The sequence below is a fragment of the Streptomyces sp. NPDC007901 genome (assembly GCF_042959465.1).
In the GTDB taxonomy this organism is placed as follows: Bacteria; Actinomycetota; Actinomycetes; order Streptomycetales; family Streptomycetaceae; genus Streptomyces.
This window is the reverse complement of record NZ_JBIBKW010000001.1, coordinates 726,072-743,757: the sequence shown is the minus strand read 5'-3', so window position 1 is coordinate 743,757 and position 17,686 is coordinate 726,072. Positions and strand designations below refer to the sequence as shown.

Here is a 17,686-nt window from a genome sequence, read left to right as displayed (position 1 = left end):
GCCGTGCCGTGGTGCGGGGGTGGTGCGGGGGGTGCTGCGGGGACGTCAGCCGAGTACGGCGAGGGCGTCGATCTCGATGAGGAGGCCGGCGGGCAGACCGACGTAGACGGTCGTGCGGGCGGCGGGCGGGGCGGTGAGGCCCTGCTCCTCGAAGTAGGTGTTGTAGATGCCGTTCATCTCCGCGAAGTGGTCCACGTCCGTCAGGTAGACGCGGATCATCATCACGTCGTCCCAGGAGGCGCCGCCCTCCTCCAGGATCGCCTTGACGTTGGCGAGGGTCTGGAGGGTCTGCTCGCGCAGCGTCGGTCCGGCCGGGGTCGGGGGCTTGCCCTCTTCGGCCGGCAGGAAACCGACCTGGCCGGCGACCTGGAGGATGTTGCCCTTCTTCACCCCGTGCGAGAACTTCGCGGGCGGGGTGGTGTGGGTCGTGGGGGTGAGGGCGATCTTCTCGGTCATCAGTTGCCGGCTTCCTTGATCGGGGTTCTGCCTGAGTACTCGCCGCTGATCGCGTCCGCCGTACGGCGCACCTGCGGGAGCAGGGTGAGGAGTTCGTCGGCGGTGACGACGACGTTGGGCGCGGAGACCGACATCGCGGCGACGACGCGCCCGTCGGCACCGCGGATCGGTGCGGCCACGCAGTTGATGGACTCCTCGTGGCCGCCGAGGTCGGTGGCCCAGCCCTGTTCGCGCACCCGGGCCAGTTCCTTGCGGAAGGCCTCCGCGGTGGGGGTCGAACGGGCCGTGTACATGGGGTAGTCGAGCTTGTCGGTGAGGGCCCGCCGCTCGGGCTCGGGCAGGTCGGCGAGGAGCAGCTTGGCGACGGCGGCGACGGTGATGGCGACGGGCTTGCCGATCCGCGAGTACATGCGCACCGGGTAGCGGCTCTCGACCTTGTCGATGTAGAGGACCTCGCCCTCCTCGAACACGGCGAGGTGCACGGTGTGTCCGCAGGCCGAGTTGAGGCGGGCCAGGTGGGGGTGGGCGATCTCGCGGATGTCGAGGTTCTCCATCGCCTCCTGGGCGAGGGCGAAGAGCCGGGCGCCGAGGCGGTAGCGCTGGTCGGACTGGCGGTAGACCAGGCCGTGTTCGTGGAGGGTGCGCAGCAGCCGCAGCGCGGTCGACTTGTGCACGCCGAGGCGGTCGGCGACCCGGCCGAGGTCGGCGGGGCCCTCCGCGAGCAGGGGCAGGATGCTGAGCGCTCGGTCGACGGTCTGGCTCATGGGGTGCGTACCTCCTGTTCGGCCATACCGGCTTGCGTCCAGCCGGGGCCGAGTCGAAGTCTCTCCCACGCGGCGTCGTCGAGACCGATCAGGCGGTCGGTGGTGTCGCGGGCGGGCGGCGGGGCGAGATCGGCGGGGGTGGTGAGGGCGGCGGCGGCGAAGAGATGCCCGAGCCGGAGTCCCTTCCGTACGGGCAGTCCGCGCAGGGCGCCGGAGAGGAATCCGGCGGCGAAGGCGTCCCCTGCACCGACGGTCGCTACGACGTCGACGGCGGGGGCGGGTTCGAAGGTGCCGTGAGGGTCGGCCGGGGGCGGGGTTTCGCTCGCCCGCGCTTGCGGGGTGCCGCTGCGCCCCGCAAGGGGCGCGGGGAACTGCGCGACCAGCCCCCACCCGCCCGCGGCCGACGCACCGCCCGCACCACCCCGCTGAAACGCCGTCGCCCCCTTCGCCCCCTCCTTGACCACCAATACCCCCGGCTCCGGCAACAGTTCCCGGACCGCCGACGGCCCTCCCGTCACCCCCCACGCCAGCTCCGCCTCGTCCTCCCCCACAAAGACGATGTCGGCCCGCCGAGCCAGTTCCAACAGCACCTCCGCGCCGCCGGAACCGGTCCACAGCCCCGGCCGGTGGTTCACGTCGAACGACACCACCGGCCGCCCCCCGGCGGGAGCCGTCAGCTCGCGCAGCAGCCCCAGGCAGCCCTCCGACAGCGCCGCCGTGATCCCCGACAGATGCAGGATCCGCCCCGCACGCGCCGCCGCCAGGTCCACGTCGGCCACCGACATCACCGACGCCGCCGACCCCGCCCGGTAGTACGCCACCTCGTGCGCGTCCGTCGTCCGGTCCTCCGCCGTACGGAAGTACACCCCCGTCGGACGGGCCGGATCGCGGTCCACGTACGAGACGTCGACGCCGTACGACGCGACCGTCTCGACCAGGTGGTCGCCGAACCCGTCCGCCCCGACCCGGCTGACCCACCGCACCGCGTGGCCGGCGGCAGCCAGCCCGCAGGCCACGTTGGACTCGGCGCCGCCGATCGCACGGTCGAAGGACGGTACGTCCGCGAGGCGGCCCGGCCGGCTGGGCAGGAAGGTGACCATGGACTCGCCGAGCGCGACGACGTCCGGTGCGTCAACGGCGTCGACCGCGTCCGTGGCCTTCACGATGGTCGGGCTCCTCGTCGTCGGGGAAGGGTCGTTGCGGGCTCCATTGACCCGGCGTTGGCGTGGATGTTAGACAGCGGTAAGCGATATACGCAATGGACGTTGCACATACTGCAACCACCCCGATCAGGGAGGCTCCGTGACCCTCGACCCCGGCACCGAAGCGCTCGCGCGGCTCGCGGAGGAGCGCGTGGACCACCGCTTCAAGGGTCTTCCGCCGGACGCCGAGGGACTGACCGTCGGCGAGCTGGCCGCCCAGCGCCGCAACCTCTTCTCCGACGGCTTCGCCACTCCGGTGCTGGCCCTGTCCGCCGAGCGCCTGGAGCACAATCTCGCGCTGATGGAGACGTACGCCGCACGGCACGGCCTCGCCTTCGCCCCGCACGGCAAGACCTCCATGGCCCCGCAGCTGTTCCAGCGCCAGGTCGAGCACGGGGCGTGGGGCATCACCCTCGCCGTGCCGCACCAGGTGCGGGTGGCGCGGGCGTTCGGCACCCGCCGGGTCTTCCTCGCCAACGAGCTCGTGGACGCCCCGGCGCTCCGCTGGATCGCCGCCGAGCTGGAGCGGGACGCGGACTTCCGCTTCGTCTGCTACGTCGACTCCGTGCGCGGGGTCGGCCTGATGGACGCGGCCCTGAAGGGGACCTCGCGTCCCGTGGACGTGGTCGTCGAGCTGGCCGCAGGGGAGGGCGCCCGCACCGGCGTCCGTACGGAGGCGGAGTGCGCGGCGGTCGCCGACGCGGTGGCCGGGACGGAGACCCTGCGGCTGGTGGGGGTGGCCGGGTACGAGGGCGAGGTGCCGCAGGCGGACCCGGACCGGGTGCACGCCTATCTGCGCCGCCTCGTCGCGCTCGCCGTGGAGTTCGACGGGGCCGGACGGTTCGCCGGGACGGACGAGATCGTCGTCAGCGCGGGCGGCAGCGCCTGGTTCGACGCGGTGGCGGACGTCTTCGCCACCGTGCCCGAACTCTCCCGCCCCGTCCTGAAGTTGCTGCGCTCGGGCGCGTACGTCTCGCACGACGACGGCCACTACCGCGAGATCACCCCCTTCAACCGGGTCCCCGGGGAGGGCGCCCTGGAACCGGCCTTCCGGCTCTGGGCCCAGGTCGTCTCCCGTCCCTCCCCCGAGCAGGCCTTCGCCAACGCGGGCAAGCGGGACGCGGCCTACGACCTCCACCTCCCCTTCGCCCAGGTGGTCCGCCGGGAGGGCGGCGAGCGCCCGGCGACCGGCATCGAGGTCACCGGCCTCTCCGACCAGCACACCTGGCTGCGCACCGCTCCCGGGGCGGATCTGGAGGTCGGGGACTGGGTGGGCCTCGGCCTGTCCCACCCGTGCACCTCGTTCGACAAGTGGCAGCTGATCCCGGTCGCGGAGGCGGACGGAACGGTCGTCGACTACATCCGCACCTACTTCTAGGGAGCGCCCAGTGGAGGATCTGGTCATCCGGGACGCGGACGTCGTCGACGGCAGCGGCGCACCCTCCTACCGCGCGGACGTGGTGGTCGACGACGGCCGGATCGTGTCGATCGTCAAGGAGGCCGCGGCGGCCGGCTGCCAGCGCCCGCGCGCGGTGCGCGAACTGGACGCGGAGGGCCTGGTCCTCTCCCCCGGCTTCATCGACATGCACGCGCACAGCGACCTGGCGCTGCTCCGCGACCCCGACCACAGCGCCAAGGCCGCGCAGGGGGTCACCCTCGAAGTCCTGGGGCAGGACGGGCTGTCGTACGCCCCGGTCGACGACCGCACCCTGGCCGAGGTCCGCCGGGCGATCGCCGGCTGGAACGGCCACGGCGACGACATCGACTTCGACTGGCGGTCGGTCGGCGAGTACCTGGACCGTCTCGACCGGGGCATCGCGGTCAACGCGGCCTATCTGATCCCCCAGGGCACGGTCCGCGCACTCGCCGTCGGCTGGGAGGACCGCGAGGCGACACCACAAGAGCTGGACCGGATGCGGCAGTTGGTGGCGGAGGGCCTGGAACAGGGCGCGGTGGGCCTGTCCTCCGGCCTGACCTACACCCCCGGCATGTACGCCAAGGACGCCGAACTGACCGAGCTGTGCCGGGTGGTGGCGGAGTACGGCGGCTACTACTGCCCCCACCACCGCTCGTACGGCGCGGGAGCCCTCGAGGCCTACGAGGAGATGCTGGCCCTCACCCGAGAGGCGAACTGCCCCCTCCATCTCGCCCACGCCACCATGAACTTCGGCGTGAACAAGGGCCGGGCACCCGAGCTGCTGTCCCTCCTGGACGAGGCCCTGGCCGCCGGCGCCGACATCACCCTCGACACCTACCCCTACACCCCCGGCAGCACCACCCTCGCGGCGATGCTGCCGAGCTGGGCGAACGAGGGCGGACCGGAGGCGGCCCTGGCCCGCCTGGCGGACGACGACACATCCGAACGCATCCGCCACCATCTGGAGGCCCTCGGCTCCGACGGCTGCCACGGCGTCCCCATCGAGTGGGACACGATCGAGATCTCGGGCGTGGCCGATCCGGCGCTGACGGACTTCGTCGGCCGTACGGTCGAGGAGTCGGCGCGAGAGCGAGGCGAGACCCCGTGGACGACGGCCCGCCACCTCCTGCTGGCGGACCGCCTCGCTCCGTCGATCCTCCAGCACGTGGGCCACGAGGAGAACGTCCGCACGATCATGCGCCACCCCGTCCACACCGGCGGCTCGGACGGCATCCTGCACGGCGCGAAGCCCCACCCCCGGGCCTACGGCACCTTCCCGCACTACCTCGGCCACTACGTACGGGACCTGGGCATCCTCCCCCTGGAGGAGTGCGTCGCCCACCTCACCTCCCGCCCCGCGGCCCGGCTCCGCCTACCGGACCGCGGCCTCATCCGCGAAGGCCACCGCGCCGACCTCGTCCTCTTCGACCCGACGACAGTGGCGGCAGGCTCGACGTTCGAAGAGCCCCGCCGGCTACCGACAGGCATCCCCCACGTCCTGATCAACGGCGGCTTCGTGATCGAGGACGGCCACAGGACGGACGTACTGGCTGGACGAGCGGTACGAAGAGCGCCCCTTTAGGGGCGCGGGGCTGTATCGATGTGCGGCTCCGCCGCGTGGGCGCGACCAGCCCCCACCGAACCCGCACCCGAAAACCGGACCCCCCTACGGCTTCGGCAACGTGCACGCACTCGCGCTCAGGTTCAGCGCATTCCCCGTCGTGAAGCACGCCGGAATGTTGTACGTCTCCTCGGCATAGTTGATCCCCTGCCGCACCGTCACGGTCCCGTTCTGGTCCACCTCGCACGGGTTGTCGACGGTGCACCGCTCCCCGTCCTCGTTGCCCGTGTTGTTGACGGCGACGACCTGCCCGGTGGTGGTGTCGATCACCGGCGACCCCGAGGTCCCCCCGATCGTGTTGCACGCGGAGGTGTAACGGACCGAGTCCTTCCAGGTCCAGTCGCCCTCCTTCAGCCGGTACACGAACCCGTCGATGTTGCAGCTGTAGATCGTCTTCCAGTAGCCGGAGACGACCTTGATGGCGGTGCCGGCGGTCGGGTGGGTGTCGCTGACGGTCAGCGGGCTGATGCCGTAGGAGCTCTTGATCGCCGCGTACGTCGTGGTGGTGCGGTAGATCGTGACGTCCGTGTCGGTCATCGTCGAGTAGACGACCTGGTTGGCGCGGAGCGTGGCGACACGGGTGCCGGAGGAGTTCAGCAGTCCGAAGGTACGGCTGGAGGACTGGCCGGTGATGACCTCGCCGGGGTCCGGGAAGCCGGTCTCCAGGCAGTGGCCGTTGGTCAGCACCAGGGCCGGGTCGGTGTCCGCGGAGTTCGGGAAGCGGATGACGGAGCCGGAGCAGTTGCTGAGCGAGACGGTGCCCGCGAAGTTGACGGTCACCGCCGCGGCCGCCTTGGCCTGCGGTGCGGCGACCGCCGGTGCCGTGCCGATCCCGGTGATGGCCAGGGAGGCGAGCGCGGCGACGAGAGGCTTGTTCATGTGGGGGTCCCCTCTATACGACGAGGTGACCGGAGATCTTCCGGCCACCCGTTGTTTTTGTCATGTGCATTCTCAGCACAACAGGCCGCGAGAGCAAGGAGTTGTTTCCGGCCCGGCGTTGGCGGATTTCCGTACGGCCCGCTAGTGGGACCTGCCGCCGCCGCCCCGCCCGTGCCCCCAGCCGTGCCCCGGATAGGTCGGGGCCGACGTCGCCGCGGTGGCGGTCGGCGTCGGCGTCGTACTCGCACCGCGGGTCGAGGTGGCGCTCGGCGAGCCGCTCGCCGACGCGGACGCCCCGGCCGTGGAGGCCGCGGCCGTCGGCGTGGTGGCCCGGGCCGAGGGGGTCCGCGCGACCGGCGCGGCCGACTTCACCGAGGGCGAGGCGGCGGACGCGCTGCCCGGACCCCCCTCCGGCGCCTGCGCCCGCGTCGAGGACCCGTCCGTCGCGTGCCCGGTACGGTCCTGCTCTCCCTGGGTGCCGTCGGGCGACGAGGAGAGGGCGAAGCCGGCGATCAGCGCGGCCACGGACGCGGCACCCACCGCCCCCACGGCGACCGCCACGCGCCTGGAGCGCCGGGCGGCCGTGTCGCGGGCCGCCCGCCGCCGGTCCGCGCGGCCCGGTTGCGGAGCGGTGGAGGCGATCCGGGGCAGTTCGCGCGTCTCGTCGTATGCGTTGAGCCAGCCGTGCGCGGACGCGGGGTCCCGGTACTCGCCGTACGGGGGGGCCGGTTCGCCCTGGGGTTGGTAGACGCTGGGCGCCCCGGTCTCGTCCTCGGCAGGTCTCGGCATGGACGCGGATTGTAGGGAGGGGAGGAGCCTTTGAGACAGCTACCGGCGATAACAGGCCAAACCGCCGGGCCGCACCGACGCCTCACCGGCACCCCGGCGGGACCCCGGCAGGGCCCCGCGCGCACCACGCCCGTGTCTCACGTGTCGGAAAACACGACACGGCGCGTGTTACCTCCCCGTAAGCTCAGCGGCATGCAGGTGATCCAGTCGACCAAGCTCGCCAATGTCTGTTACGAGATCCGGGGACCGGTTCTCGAGGAGGCGATGCGGCTCGAGGCCGCGGGGCACCGCATCCTCAAGCTGAACACCGGGAACCCGGCCGCCTTCGGCTTCGAGTGCCCGCCGGAGATCCTGGAGGATATCCTCCGCAACGTCTCCTCGGCACACGGCTACGGCGACGCGAAGGGCCTGCTGGCCGCCCGGCGCGCGGTCGTCATGCACAACCAGACCATCGGCATCGAGACCGACGTCGAGCACGTCTTCATCGGCAACGGCGTCTCCGAGCTGATCGTGATGGCGATGCAGGGCCTGCTGGACGACGGCGACGAGGTCCTCGTACCGGCGCCGGACTACCCGCTGTGGACCGCGGCGGTCTCCCTCTCCGGCGGCACCGCCGTGCACTACCGCTGCGACGAGCAGGCAGACTGGATGCCCGACCTCGCCGACATAGAGCGCAAGGTCACCGACCGCACCAAGGCGATCGTCGTCATCAACCCGAACAACCCGACGGGCGCGGTGTACGACGAGGCGATGCTGCGCGGGCTGACCGACATCGCCCGCCGCCACAACCTGCTGGTCTGCTCGGACGAGATCTACGACAAGATCCTCTACGACGGCGCCACGCACACCCCGACCGCCAAGGTCGCCCCCGATCTGCTCACCCTCACCTTCAACGGCATGTCCAAGGCGTACCGGGTGGCCGGCTACCGGGTCGGCTGGATGTCCATCTCCGGCCCCCGCGCGCACGCCGACTCCTACATCGAGGGCCTGACGATCCTCGCGAACATGCGGCTGTGCGCGAACATGCCCGGCCAGCACGGTGTCGTGGCCGCGCTCAGCGGGCGCCAGACGATCAACGACCTGGTCCTGCCGGGCGGGCGGCTGAAGGAGCAGGTGGACACGGCCTACGAGCTGCTCACCCAGATCCCGGGCGTGAGCTGTGTCCGCCCCAAGGGCGCCCTCTATCTCTTCCCGCGGCTCGACCCCCAGGTCTTCAAGATCAAGGACGACCGGCAGATGGTCCTGGACCTGCTGCGGCAGGAGAAGATCATGGTCGTCCAGGGCACCGGCTTCAACTGGCCGGAGCCGGATCACTTCCGGGTGGTGACCCTGCCGACGGTGGGCGACCTGCGGGACGCGATCACCCGGATCGGCCGGTTCCTGGACGGGTACGGCCAGCCATAGGTAGCCGCCGGGCCACCGACCGTGACACGGGTCAACTTTAGACGAGATCTAAGCTAGGATGGTTTCCTGTCACAGCACAGGAGGCCATCTCCCATGTACGAACCGATCCGCACCAAGTCGGTGCACAGCACGATGGCCGGCGCCCCTTCCGACTTCCCGCACCGCACGCGCGAGGAGGAGCTGGACATCCAGCTCGCGGGACATCTCGCGGCACTGCTCGCCGTCACCGACGAGCTGCGCTCCCGCACGCCGTCCACCGACCTCGACGCGGCCGCGACCCGGCTGGCCGAGCAGGTGGCCCGGCTGCGGGGCGGACGGACCCCGGTCCGCGCGCCGGCGGCGGTCGGGCAGCCGGCCGCGCTCCACGAGCGCGCCCACGCACTCGCGGGCCGGGCCCTGGTGGTCGCGGCGTCCCGCGCCGACACCGCGGCGGCGATCCTCGCCGCGGAGCGCATGGACGCACACGCGGCGGCGACGGAACTCACCACCGCCGGCTGACCCGCAACACCCCAGCGGGCACCCCCCGCCCGCACCCCCGAACGGCCCCGGTCCGCGCGCTCCCGCAGCGACGCGCGGACCGGGTTGCCATACCCTCCTGACCTCCCGCGCCCCCCGGTGGCCCGCGCGGTCGGCGCACCTCTGCTCGATCCTCGTCCCCCCGTTGTAATCCGGGACGTCCGATTCACCCCCCGTTCACCCCGGACGCCCAGGAACGTGGGGTTCCGTGAGCACGCTCCCCCGCGTGAGACGTATCGCGGGAATCATCCTGGCGGTGCTGCTGATCGGTGGCGTGGTGGCTGCCGTCGTCGCAGGCCGACATGGGGATGACAAGGGCACGGCAACGAAGACCGTGCGCGGTGTGATCGGTTCGGAGAAGTCGGACTTCTTCGCCGATCCCGATGTGGTGAAGGCCCTCGCCGCCAAGGGCTACACCGTGAAGACGGAGGCGTCGGGGTCCTGGGCCATGGAGGACCTGGACCTGAAGGGCTACGACTTCGCCTTCCCGTCCAGTTCGGCACCCGCCGACCAGCTGGCCGAGAAGTACCACGCCCGCCAGCCCCTCCCCCGGCCCTTCTACTCGCCCCTCGTGGTGGTGGCCCACCGCAGCGCGGCCGAGGTGCTCGCCGCCAACGGGCTCGCCGTCCTCGACGGCAAGGGCAAGGGCACCCTGAAGATGAGCGCCTACCTGGCCGCGGCCGAGCACGACCGCACCTGGCAGCAGCTGAAGGGGGCCAAGGCGCACGGAGAGCTGACCGGGACGCTGTACATCACCAGCACCGACCCCGAGACCTCCAACTCCGGTGCCCTCTACCTGGCCGCCGCCTCCTATGTCGCCAACGGCGGCCGGGTGGTGGCGAGCACCGCCGAGGTCGCGAGGACCGCCCCGCTGCTGCACAAGCTCGTCAGCGTCCAGGGCGCCCAGCAGCCCAGCAGCGACTCGGTGTTCCGGGACTTCATCAGCGGCGCCGGCAACCCGCTGGTGTGCCTGTACGAGTCGCAGGTGGTGTCGCTGCTCGCCGAACAGCACGGCGCCGACGACCTCGTGGTCCTCTACCCGGACACCACGGTCAACAGCGACCACACGATCGTGCCGCTGGACGACGCCGGCCGGGGGCTCGGCCAACTCCTCAGCACCGACCCGACGTTGCGCAAGCTCGCCGTCAAGCACGGCTTCCGGCCCCAGGGCGACTCCGCCGAGTTCGTCAGGGCCACCGCCGACCACGCCGCCTACCTCAACCAGACACTGACCGGCGTCCGGCAGGCGCCCGTGCCCACCTCCGCGGTGCTGCACGAGATGGCCCGCCGGGCGCGCGGCTGACGGGGGGATCCTGTGAGCAACTTCGACAAGATGACACCGAGCGGCGGTGAACACGCGCCCACCCTCAGCGGCGAGGACGTCTTCACCCTGACCCCGCCCGAGGCCGTCGCGCCCGTACCGCGGGAGAAGGCCGGCGGACTGGTGCCCGTGGAGGACAGCGTCCGTGCGGACATGGCGCACAAGGCCGCCGGCTACGTCCGGGACCTCGCCGCCCTGGACGCCCGGTCACCGGAGTTCGCGAGCAAGGTCGGCGAGATCACCGGCCTCGGCGCCGGCGAGATGCGCACCGCCGCCTCGCAGTCCAACCGCATGCTGGAACGCGCGGTGCGCAGCCTGCCCGACAAGGGCGGCGACGCCCAGACCAAGGTGGCCGGCTCGCTCGTCGAACTCCGCCGGGTCGTCGAGGACCTGGACCCGCGCGACCTGCCCGCGAGCAAGGGCCGCACGTTCCTCTCCCGGCTGCCCGGCGGCAACAAGCTCCGCGACCACGTCGCCAAATACGCCACCGCGCAGGGCACGCTGAACAAGATCGTGGGGTCGCTGCGCGGCGGGCAGGACGAACTCCGCCGTGACAACGCCGCGTTGCAGACCGAGCGGGTCCGGCTCTGGGAGACCATGGGCAAGCTCCAGGAGTACGTGGTCCTCACCCAGACCCTGGACACCGCCGTGGAGCAGCACATCGTCCGGCTCACGGACCCCCAGGAGGCCGACGCCGTCCGCGCGGACGTGCTCTTCCCGGTCCGGCAGAAGCACCAGGACCTGCTCACCCAACTCGCGGTCTCCGCGCAGGGCTACCTGGCGATGGACGTCGTACGCCGCAACAACGACGAGCTGATCAAGGGCGTCGAGCGGGCCGCCACCACCACCGTGTCCGCCCTGCGCATCTCGGTGATGCTGGCCTCCGCGCTCGACAACCAGAAAAAGGTCATCGAGCAGGTCAACGCGTTGCGCGGGACGACGGAGGACCTGATCCGCGGCAACGCCGAGATGCTCGCCACGCAGAGCGGCGAGATCCAGCGGATCGCGGCCGACCCGGCGGTCGGCGCCGAGACCCTGCGCGCCGCCTTCCAGCAGATCTACCGCACCCTCGACACCATCGACACCTACAAGGTGCAGGCGACCGAGGTGATGGCGAACACCGTGCAGTCCCTCACGGACGAACTCCAGCAGGCGAGCGCCTACCTGGAGCGCAGCCGGGCGAAGGGCGCGCTGGAGGGCGGCCTCGCATGAACAGACGCACGCTCCACGCCCTTTCCGCCCTCCTCGCGACGGCGGCCGTCGTCCTGGCGGGCTGCACCCCCGAGGACCACGGCGACGACGACTCCACGGCCCCCAAGGCGGGCACCCTGCGGGTCCTCGCCTCCTCCGAACTCAGCGACATGACCGCCGTGTTCGACCGCGTCCGCAAGGACACCGGGGTAACCATCCGCCCGACCTACATGGGCACCCTGGACGCCGTCGACCTGCTGGCCAAGGGGAAGGTCGACGGCAGGTACGACGCGCTGTGGCTGTCCTCCGACGACTACCTGCGGCTGCGCCCTCAGGCGGCGAAGAAGGTCGTCTCCGAGACCTCGATCATGTCCAGTCCGGTCGCGATCGGCGTGAAGACGGCCACCGTCCGGTCGCTGGGCTGGAAGCCGGCCGCCGTCACCTGGTCCCAGGTCGAGCAGGCCGTCGAGGCGGGCAGACTGACGTACGGCATGACCGACCCGGCCCGCTCCAACTCCGGCTTCTCCACGCTGGTCTCGGTGGCCTCCGCGCTCTCCGGCGCCCAGTCGGCGCTCACGGACGACGACGTCACCAAGGCGACGCCCCGGCTGAAGAAGTTCTTCCAGGGCCAGACCCTGACCTCGGGCTCCTCCGGCTGGCTGGCCTCGGCCTACAAGCGGCGCGGCAACGTCGACGCGCTGCTCAACTACGAGTCGGTCCTCCAGGAGATCCCCGGCCTGACGGTGATCCGTCCGACCGACGGTGTGGTCACCGCCGACTACCCGCTCTCCTCCCTGGCCTCGACCTCCTCGGCGACCCGCGAGGACGTCCGCCGGGTGACGGAGGACCTGCGCACCGCGGCCGTGCAGAAACTCATCACGGACACCACGCACCGCCGCCCGGTGGTGGCCGCCGTCCCGCCGGCCGCCGGCCTCGACACCAGCCGCCGCCGCGAACTCCCCTTCCCCGGCAGCCAGTCGGTGGCCGACGGGCTCATCTCCGCCTACGAGAACGACCTGCGCCGGCCCTCCCGCACCGTCTACGTCCTGGACACCTCGGGCTCGATGGAGGGCGACCGCCTCTCCCGCCTGAAAGCCGCCCTCACCGGCCTCACCGGTGACTTCCGCGACCGCGAGGAGGTCACCCTGATGCCGTTCGGCTCGGACGTGAAGAGCGTCAGCACCCACGTGGTCGACGACAAGTCCGACCTCGCCGCGATCCGCAAGGACACCGACGCCCTGCACGCCGACGGCAACACGGCCATCTACACCTCCCTGGAGAAGGCGTACGCGCAGCTGAACCCCTCCCAGGAGACCTTCACGTCGATCGTGCTGATGACCGACGGCGAGAACACCACGGGCGCCAAGGTCGGTGACTTCGACGCCTTCTACAACAAGCTCTCCGCCGACCGGCAGCAGATCCCCGTCTTCCCCATCCTCTTCGGCGACTCCTCCCGCGCCGAACTCCAGCACATCGCCACCCTGACCGGCGGCCGTCTCTTCGACGCGCAGCAGGGCTCCCTGGACGGCGCCTTCGAGGAGATCCGTGGCTACCAATAAGACCCATGGGGTCCTCGCCTACCTCGAGTCCCGGAAGAACCTCACGGGCGGCGCGGCCGGACTCGTCGGCCTGGTCCTGACCTTCACCGGGGTGGCGGGCACGTACTGGCCGGTCGTGGTGGCGGGCCTGTACGGCGCGGGCGCGCTGATCGCCCCGCCGGAACGCCCGCCGCTGCCGGAGTTCCCGACCCCGTCCGCCCAGCTGGGCGAGGTGCGGGCGGACTTCCGCAAGCTGGAGACCTATCTGGCGGAGGTGGGCCTGCCGGCCTCGACCGAGGCGCGGCTGGCGGAACTGACGGACCTGCTGACGGCGTTGCTCGATCCCGGCCGGCCCGCCGAGCTGCTCGCCCAGGACCCGGAGAGCGTCCATGTCCTGTCGCGGACGGTACGGCAGGACATCCCGGAGGCGGTCGACAGCTTCGTCCGCACCCGGTGGTGGACGCGCCTGGCCCCCGGGCAGGAGCCGCCGGAGCGGCACCTGGAGCGCCAGCTGGCCCTCCTGAAGGAGGAGGCGGAACGGCTGGCGGCCGACCTCAGGGACGCCGAGGCCCGCCGCCAGGAGACGCACACCCGGTATCTGGAGGACCGCAACAAGTCAACACCCCTGGACTAGTCCCGGGCTTGCACAACGGGCGCCACTGGTGGCGGTGCTGCGTTTGCGTCCTGTCCCACGCCCCGGTTCGGGGAGTGGTTCTGGGGCGGTTGACTGCGCCCCGCGTCGCCACAACTCCCACGCACGGGCGCGGATGTTGCGGGAGCTGTTCCGGTCTGCGTGATCAACGAATCCGCAGGACCGGCAGGCGAACCAGGCCTGACTCACCCGATTCGCCCTGTCGACGTACCCGCACTCAGCGCAGGTGCGGGAGGTGTATGCCGGATCGACATACACCACGGGCACCCCCGCACGGCGGGCCTTGTACGCGATGAACTGCCCCAGCTGGGCGAAGGCCCAGCTGGAGTGGGTGGCCCGTTGGGGCTTTCGAAGCCGTACCCGTTCACGGATGCCCGTCAGGTCTTCCAGGGCAATCCCACGACCGGTGCTCCCCCACTGCCTTAAGGGCGTGGGAGGTACCCCCATTGCCTCGGCCACCACATACTTGGCAATCTTGTGGTTGATGTCCCGTGCCCGCCGTGCTTCCTTGCGCCGCCGTTTCTTCAGACGTCGCTTGGCGGACGGGGTGTTCTTCTTCTGCAGCTTGGCGCGGAGCGTGCGCGCCCGGGTGCGGATGCGGTTAAGTTCGCGTCCGGCCATGATGCCACCGTCGCTGGTGGTGGCGATGTTGACGATGCCCAGGTCGATGCCGAGGAAGTCCACCGGATCGGTGTTCGGTGGCGCTTCGGGCACCTCGCAGGTGGCGTTGAGGAACCACATGCCGTCCCGCCACACCAGGTCAGACTCGCCTCTGCGGTAGAGCGCCGGCGTGGCCAGTTGCTCCGGCGAGGCGATGAACGCCACGTCCTTGATCCGCCCGGCGGTAGTCCAGATCGAGATCCGGCGCCGGTCGATCTGCCAGGACAGCATCCTGTCGTCGTAAGGCTGCGCGCCCTGCGGACGGAAGGCGACCGGCTTCTCCACAGCCCTGCGATACCGCTTCGAGCCGGGCCTGCCCAGGTAGCCGGCCTTCAGGTTCGCCTTGAGTGTGGCGTACGCGTCGCAGGTCTTCTTGATGACGTGCTGGGCTGCCTGCGCGCCCAGCCCCCAGCGGGCCTTGATCTCACTGTAGGTGTGCTTGCGAAGCGCGAAGTTGTTCTTCACGTCCTTCTCGAAACGCCGCTGGCCCAGGTTGCCGCTTCATTGCAGGCACGCAGGGTCGCCTCCAGCGCCGCCGCCTGCACGGGCGTCGGCAGCAATCGGACCTGCATCACCAGCTTCACGATCACCGAACTTACACACGCGTCCGACTGCCCACCGTACGTTCACCATGCGTCACCCGATCGAGCGACCTCGCCACCGTGTGCCGCAGCACGGGCGGACCGGACACCGCGGGTGGAGCCGACCTCGCCCGCCACCACGATCTTGCCGTCGGGCTGCAGCGCCACGGCGTGGGCCTCGCTCCACTGGAGGTCGCCGTCCGTGATCATGTTGTTGATGGGGGTGGTGACCTTGCCGTCGCCCCCGAAGCCCGGGTCCAGGGTGCCGTCGGGGTTGTGCCGGGTCAGCGCGAAGTCGCTCTCCGGTACCGAGTCGTCGGCGGAGGAGCCGACGTCGGTGAGGACCGTGCCGCCGTTGCCGAAGCCCGTGTCCAGGTCGCCGGGGGCGGCGACCGCGGTGCCGGGCAGGGCCAGGACGAGCGCCAGGAGGGCGGCCGTCACGGTTCCGGCGCGGACCGTGAGCGATCGAACACCAGGTGTGAACGACCGAACATATGGTGTGATCACGGCCGCCAGCGTTCCGGCACCGGTCCCCGGGTCGGCTCGCCACGAGCCGCCTTGCGCCCACCGGCCGCAGGAAATCAGCCGGGCGGGCGACCGGGCCCCACCCACACAGGCGAAGGCCTGCCGTCCCCGCGACCGTCAAGGCGAACGGAGCAGGTGACGGCAGGCCCGTGGGCCGCACACGCCGTTGTGCGCGGCCTCGCCGGTTCACACCGCGGCCGGTCGTGACGATCGCTGGTCAGGGCACATCCCCCAACCGGCCGCGGAGTCCTTCGTACGGGACTCAGCCCAGGCGCTCGACCAGCGACCGGTACTCGTCCCACAGCTCCTTCGGCGTGTGCTCGCCGAAGGTGTTGAGGTGGTCGGGAACGAGCGCCGCCTCCTCCCGCCAGACCTCCTTGTCGACGGTCAGCAGGAAGTCGAGGTCGCTGTCGGCGAGGTCGAGCCCGTTGGTGTCGAGGGCCTCCCGGGTCGGCAGCACACCGATCGGCGTCTCCACGCCCGCCGCCTTGCCGTCCAGCCGCTCCACGATCCACTTCAGGACGCGGGAGTTCTCGCCGAAGCCGGGCCAGACGAACTTGCCCGCGTCGTTCTTGCGGAACCAGTTGACGTAGTAGATCTTCGGCAGCTTGGCCTGGTCCTTGTCCTTGGCCACGTCGATCCAGTGGGCCATGTAGTCGCCCATGTTGTAGCCGCAGAACGGCAGCATCGCGAACGGGTCGCGGCGCAGCTCGCCGACCTTGCCCTCGGCGGCGGCGGTCTTCTCGGAGGCCACGTTGGCGCCCAGGAAGACACCGTGGTTCCAGTCGAAGGACTCGGTCACCAGCGGTACGGCGGTGGCGCGGCGGCCGCCGAAGAGGATCGCCGAGATCGGCACGCCCTTCGGGTCCTCCCACTCCGGCGCGATGATCGGGCACTGCGCGGCGGGCACGGTGAAGCGGGCGTTGGGGTGGGCGGCCGGGGTCTCGGAACCCGGCGTCCAGTCGTTGCCCTTCCAGTCCGTGAGGTGGGCCGGAGTCTCCTCCGTCATGCCCTCCCACCAGATGTCGTCGTCATCGGTGAGGGCGACGTTGGTGAAGACCGCGTTGCCCCACAGCGTCTTCATCGCGTTGGCGTTGGTGTGCTCACCGGTGCCGGGCGCGACGCCGAAGAAGCCGGCCTCGGGGTTGATCGCGTAGAGGCGGCCGTCCTCGCCGAACCGCATCCAGGCGATGTCGTCGCCGATGGTCTCGACGGTCCACCCGGAGACGGTGGGCTCCAGCATGGCGAGGTTGGTCTTGCCGCAGGCGCTCGGGAAGGCGGCGGCGACGTACTTCGACTCGCCCTGCGGGGGCGTCAGTTTGAGGATCAGCATGTGCTCGGCGAGCCAGCCCTCGTCGCGTGCCATCACCGACGCGATGCGCAGGGCGTAGCACTTCTTGCCGAGCAGGGCGTTGCCGCCGTAGCCGGAGCCGTAGGACCAGATCTCGCGCGACTCGGGGAAGTGCGAGATGTACTTGGTCCGGTTGCACGGCCAGGGGACGTCCGCCTCGCCCTCGGCGAGCGGGGCGCCCAGGGTGTGCACGGCCTTCACGAAGAAGCCGTCGTCACCGAGTTCGTCGAGGACCGCCTGGCCCATGCGCGTCATCGTGCGCATGGAGACGGCGACGTACGCGGAGTCGGTGATCTCCACGCCGAGCGCGGAGAGCGGCGAGCCCAGCGGGCCCATGCAGAACGGGACGACGTACATCGTCCGGCCCTTCATCGAGCCGCGGAACAGGCCCTGCTCACCGGAGAAGATCTCCCGCATCTCCGCGGGATCCTTCCAGTGGTTGGTCGGGCCCGCGTCCTTCTCCTGCTCGGAGCAGATGAAGGTGCGGTCCTCGACCCGGGCGACATCGGTCGGGTCGGAGGCCGCGTAGTAGGAGTGGGGGCGCTTGATCGGGTCGAGCTTCTTGAAGGTGCCCTTCGCCACGAGCTCTTCGCACAGTCGCTCGTACTCGGCCTCGGATCCGTCACACCAGACCACGCTGTCCGGCTGCGTCAGTTCGACGATCTCGTTGACCCACGAGATCAGTTCCTGATGGTTGGTGGGGATGACGGTGGTGGGAGCCGCGATGTCGCGCGCCACGATTGCTCCTAAATGAGGGTTTTTTTGATCTTTTTGGTCCGCTGAGGACCTCATTGCCCCGTGGGGGCCGCGACCCGGATG

The 17,686-nt window shown here is 70.9% G+C and carries 15 protein-coding genes and 1 pseudogene; 8 read left to right on the top strand and 8 right to left on the bottom strand.

Annotation, left to right across the window (positions count from 1 at the left end):
* Positions 1-45: 45 nt before the first annotated feature.
* From ACFZDK_RS03625 to ACFZDK_RS03615, 3 genes are read right to left on the bottom strand one after another with little or no spacing between them, the layout of a single operon-like run.
* On the bottom strand, positions 46-456 hold the full coding sequence (locus tag ACFZDK_RS03625; protein ID WP_390969349.1) for a Rid family hydrolase: 411 nt from the start codon (positions 454-456) through the stop codon (positions 46-48).
* Positions 456-1,220 (bottom strand): IclR family transcriptional regulator C-terminal domain-containing protein, encoded by a 765-nt coding sequence (locus ACFZDK_RS03620; protein ID WP_390969347.1) that lies wholly within the window; start codon positions 1,218-1,220, stop codon positions 456-458. Before ACFZDK_RS03620 ends, ACFZDK_RS03625 begins: the two co-directional genes overlap by 1 nt.
* Positions 1,217-2,320, bottom strand: a complete 1,104-nt coding sequence (locus ACFZDK_RS03615) for a PfkB family carbohydrate kinase (RefSeq protein ID WP_390970093.1) — start codon at positions 2,318-2,320, stop codon at positions 1,217-1,219. The genes ACFZDK_RS03620 and ACFZDK_RS03615 overlap by 4 nt, the downstream gene beginning before the upstream one ends.
* Positions 2,321-2,522: 202 nt before the next feature.
* On the opposite strand from ACFZDK_RS03615, the gene ACFZDK_RS03610 reads away from it, so the two are divergent.
* Both ACFZDK_RS03610 and ACFZDK_RS03605 read left to right on the top strand, forming a co-directional pair.
* The gene (locus tag ACFZDK_RS03610) at positions 2,523-3,800 is read left to right on the top strand and encodes an alanine racemase (protein WP_390969345.1); all 1,278 of its coding nucleotides are present in this window, start codon (positions 2,523-2,525) and stop codon (positions 3,798-3,800) included.
* A 10-nt stretch (positions 3,801-3,810) separates the two neighbouring features.
* Positions 3,811-5,421, top strand: coding sequence for an amidohydrolase family protein (locus tag ACFZDK_RS03605; RefSeq protein ID WP_390969343.1), 1,611 nt, complete (start codon positions 3,811-3,813; stop codon positions 5,419-5,421).
* A gap of 84 nt (positions 5,422-5,505) precedes the next feature.
* Here the strand turns inward: ACFZDK_RS03605 and ACFZDK_RS03600 are convergent, their stop codons facing one another.
* Positions 5,506-6,339, bottom strand: a complete 834-nt coding sequence (locus ACFZDK_RS03600) for a trypsin-like peptidase domain-containing protein (RefSeq protein WP_390969342.1) — start codon at positions 6,337-6,339, stop codon at positions 5,506-5,508.
* Between the two features lie 141 nt (positions 6,340-6,480).
* Positions 6,481-7,128: a hypothetical protein gene (locus ACFZDK_RS03595; protein ID WP_390969340.1), complete on the bottom strand. Its 648-nt coding sequence runs from the start codon at positions 7,126-7,128 to the stop codon at positions 6,481-6,483.
* A 192-nt stretch (positions 7,129-7,320) separates the two neighbouring features.
* Here ACFZDK_RS03595 and ACFZDK_RS03590 point away from each other — a divergent pair, with 192 nt between their 5' ends.
* The 6 genes from ACFZDK_RS03590 to ACFZDK_RS03565 all read left to right on the top strand — a co-directional run bounded on the left by ACFZDK_RS03590 (position 7,321) and on the right by ACFZDK_RS03565 (position 13,732).
* Complete coding sequence (locus ACFZDK_RS03590) at positions 7,321-8,532, top strand: aminotransferase class I/II-fold pyridoxal phosphate-dependent enzyme (RefSeq protein ID WP_390969338.1); 1,212 nt, start codon at positions 7,321-7,323, stop codon at positions 8,530-8,532.
* Positions 8,533-8,625: 93 nt separating this feature from the next.
* A complete protein-coding gene (locus tag ACFZDK_RS03585) occupies positions 8,626-9,030 on the top strand; it encodes a hypothetical protein (protein ID WP_390969336.1) in 405 nt (134 codons plus the stop codon).
* Between the two features lie 244 nt (positions 9,031-9,274).
* Positions 9,275-10,351, top strand: a complete 1,077-nt coding sequence (locus tag ACFZDK_RS03580; protein WP_390969334.1) for a hypothetical protein — start codon at positions 9,275-9,277, stop codon at positions 10,349-10,351.
* A 30-nt stretch (positions 10,352-10,381) separates the two neighbouring features.
* On the top strand, positions 10,382-11,581 hold the full coding sequence (locus ACFZDK_RS03575; RefSeq protein WP_390970091.1) for a toxic anion resistance protein: 1,200 nt from the start codon (positions 10,382-10,384) through the stop codon (positions 11,579-11,581).
* Positions 11,578-13,119 carry a substrate-binding domain-containing protein gene (locus ACFZDK_RS03570; RefSeq protein ID WP_390969332.1) on the top strand — a complete coding sequence of 514 codons (1,542 nt, stop codon included), beginning with the start codon at positions 11,578-11,580 and terminating at the stop codon, positions 13,117-13,119. The genes ACFZDK_RS03575 and ACFZDK_RS03570 overlap by 4 nt, the downstream gene beginning before the upstream one ends.
* A complete protein-coding gene (locus ACFZDK_RS03565; protein WP_390969330.1) occupies positions 13,106-13,732 on the top strand; it encodes a hypothetical protein in 627 nt (208 codons plus the stop codon). Before ACFZDK_RS03570 ends, ACFZDK_RS03565 begins: the two co-directional genes overlap by 14 nt.
* On the opposite strand, the pseudogene ACFZDK_RS03560 reads toward ACFZDK_RS03565, so the two are convergent.
* The 3 genes and pseudogenes from ACFZDK_RS03560 to ACFZDK_RS03550 form a co-directional block, all read right to left on the bottom strand.
* Positions 13,715-14,994: pseudogene (locus tag ACFZDK_RS03560) on the bottom strand (RNA-guided endonuclease InsQ/TnpB family protein). The gene ACFZDK_RS03565 and the pseudogene ACFZDK_RS03560 sit on opposite strands and share 18 nt — an antisense overlap.
* A gap of 42 nt (positions 14,995-15,036) precedes the next feature.
* Positions 15,037-15,432 carry a hypothetical protein gene (locus ACFZDK_RS03555; RefSeq protein WP_390969329.1) on the bottom strand — a complete coding sequence of 132 codons (396 nt, stop codon included), beginning with the start codon at positions 15,430-15,432 and terminating at the stop codon, positions 15,037-15,039.
* A 346-nt stretch (positions 15,433-15,778) separates the two neighbouring features.
* Positions 15,779-17,605 carry a phosphoenolpyruvate carboxykinase (GTP) gene (locus ACFZDK_RS03550; RefSeq protein ID WP_390969327.1) on the bottom strand — a complete coding sequence of 609 codons (1,827 nt, stop codon included), beginning with the start codon at positions 17,603-17,605 and terminating at the stop codon, positions 15,779-15,781.
* Positions 17,606-17,686 lie beyond the last annotated feature (81 nt).